At 62.6% G+C, this 2,529-nt stretch carries 1 protein-coding gene; it reads right to left on the reverse strand.

Annotation, left to right across the window (positions count from 1 at the left end):
* Positions 1 to 47 precede the first annotated feature (47 nt).
* Positions 48 to 2,255 (reverse strand): putative transposase, encoded by a 2,208-nt coding sequence (locus tag VBE63_RS27300; RefSeq protein WP_323686140.1) that lies wholly within the window; start codon positions 2,253 to 2,255, stop codon positions 48 to 50.
* Between the last annotated feature and the right edge of the window lie 274 nt (positions 2,256 to 2,529).

The following is a 2,529-nucleotide window of genomic DNA, read 5'->3' on the forward strand; positions in this document are numbered from 1 at the left end:
TGCGCTGACCGCCGTACACAACTTCAGATGACCTGACTTCGAGGAATCTACGCTGATCCCATTTTGATCACCAGGCGCAGGTTGGTGCGTGGAAAAACGGTTTCGGTTTCATTGAGCTCCTCGCAAAGTTTCGCGATCGCCCGGTCATTGGCATCGTTGGCGCCATGGTGTAAGCGCACGGTCAGCGTACCGGCATCGGGGTCGGGCAGCAGGTCGGCCTCACTGGTGTAGAGGGCGCAGAGCAACCGACGTGCCTCGTCGGGTCGTGCGAGGTGCTCGCGCAGGCTGTTGGCCATCGCCGTCTCGGCGCGATAGGCAATCATCTTGATGGTATCGACAAGCTGTTTGCTCTGCGTGCTGAGCTGGAGAAAGCGTGCTTCCTCGGGCAGCTCCTCAATGCTGATGTGATGCGCGGTTTCCTTGCGCTTGGCCTTGAGTGCGTCGAGGTCATGCTGCAGCGTCTCGATCTCCTCTTGCAGCGCCGCTTTGCGGCGGATGAACGGCTCGACATGGTTCGGTTCGATGGGTTCATCGAGTGTCATGGCAGCGAAGTTCGCCAGGCGTCGGGTGAGCTTGCCGGTGGCTGAGCGCACCTGGCCGTCGAGCTGGCGGTAGTCGGGATTGACCACCCGTAGGGGGTCGGAAATCGCCTCCACCCGATAGTCCGCCAGGCGGTCTAGAGCGTCGTGTTGGCGGGCATACTTGAAGAAGTTTTCCTGCGACCAACGAGCGAACATCGCCGCCGCCAGCCCCGGTGCTGGCGAGCAATAATCGGTGCACAAGATCGCGGTCTGATGCCCCCGTTCGCTGCGCTTACGCAGCTCCCGCACCCAGAGTTTGTTACTCAACCGACTGCCGCGTTCGGCCAAGTCCATGCGCACCACCTCGCCGTTGGCGAGGCGCACCTGATGGGCGCTGAACTCCTCCTCAGCCCAATCCTCGGCGGGGAACTTGTGATAGGTCAGACAGGCAATGCGCTGCGCCTTCATGCGCTTGAAGAAGTCCGGTGAATAGCCTTCGCGATCGAACACCAGCGTGAAGCGATGTGCCAGTGGATCGGCTTGCAACTGCTCGGCGCTGGGCTGCTCTGGAACCTGCTGCTCAAGGCGCGGCACGATGTCCTGCTCGATGACCTGAATCAGTCCCGGATCGACCACTTGGTTGACGACGAAGAACGGCTGCCCGTCCATGGCGTTGACCCAGTAGTCGGTGGTCGCGCGCAGACACAGCCGCTGACGCGCGACGTGATGGCGCGGCAGTTGTGTTTGCGAGCCGTTATAGACCCGCACATGGCCGTCGATGTAGAGCACGCCGGCCTGTTCCGGGGCGGCCGCCATCCAGCGTTCACATAGTGCCGCGCTCCATGCGGCGGGCTGGTTGTCCGCGGCCAGCAGTTGGATCTTTGCGCGCAGGGTGCGCACTTCCGGTACGCGGTCGAGCCCGAGCAGATTGCCCCATTCCCCCGGCGCGCAGTAACGCAGCGCTTCGATCGATGACAGTCGCGCCAAGGCCATGAACGCCATCAACAGCAACAGGCTGTCGAGTCCGTAATAGCCCTTGGGCAGGTGCAGATGACGCTCGACACCGTCGAGTAGCCCGATGGCCAACAACGCCGGTAAGGCACAGAGCACACCGGCGTTGGGGACATCGAGCGCCGGGACAAAGCAGGGCGTCACCGACTCGAGCTGGCCGACGCTGGCCGCCAGCCGTCCCTCGACATCCGCCGCGCCCATCCCCATCGGCGCCGCACGATCGGCTGCGCTGCGCTCGCTCTTCGTGCTCGCCTCGCCGCTGGGCGCCTGTGCTGGTCGTTTGTGCACGCGCCCCGCGCGCACCGCCTTGGAGAGAGTGTCGTATTTGATGCCGAGCCGATCGGCCACCTCCGAGGTCTCCAATCCCGCATCGAACAAGCCCTGGGCCTCGGCCAAGACCGATGCGGTCAATACCGCCGGCCCGCGCCGCTTGCGCGGCAGGTAGAAGCCTCTTGGTCCTTGCTCGCGATAGCGCTTCACCGCCCGCTTAACGCTGATCTTGGTGACCCCGAACGCGCGCACGATGTCCGCCTGCTTGGCATTACCGTTGACGCAGAACTGGGCGGTGATCATGCGAAACGAGTCCATGTCCTCTGCGCTATGGATGAACACCGGCATGGCACCATTGAAGTAGGTGATCTGCCCGTCTTGCTTGCGGAACGCCAACAGCGCCGTGATCTGGGTCACCCCTTCGGGGAAGAATGGAAACGCCGTCTGAAGCATCGGCTTGCCTGCCCGGATTTGCAACGCGTTCGCCGGCGGCACAAGACCCAACCGGCGCCACAAACCGGTATCGTTACAGAATCCAACCCACACCTGAAGCCTCGCGGCTTACACAGTGCTCGCCCATTTGCTTGTCATTGAACAGAAACGCGATTTTCTGCCCTGCGCGGGGCTGGGGTTAAGGGCCGAGATCAGGTTATCTGACCTTAGAGAAAGCGGACGGTCCATGCATTCCCGTAAACACACCAACGCCTCAGCTTGGCTCGAGAGCTAC

Origin of the sequence: Lamprobacter sp. (assembly GCF_034860625.1) — a bacterium.
Classification (GTDB): Bacteria; Pseudomonadota; Gammaproteobacteria; order Chromatiales; family Chromatiaceae; genus Lamprobacter.

What these genes read in the sequence shown, in the direction of transcription:
- VBE63_RS27300 (WP_323686140.1), bottom strand. Translation starts at nt 2,255, where the DNA reads ATGCTTCAGACGGCGTTTCCATTCTTCCCCGAAGGGGTGACCCAGATC.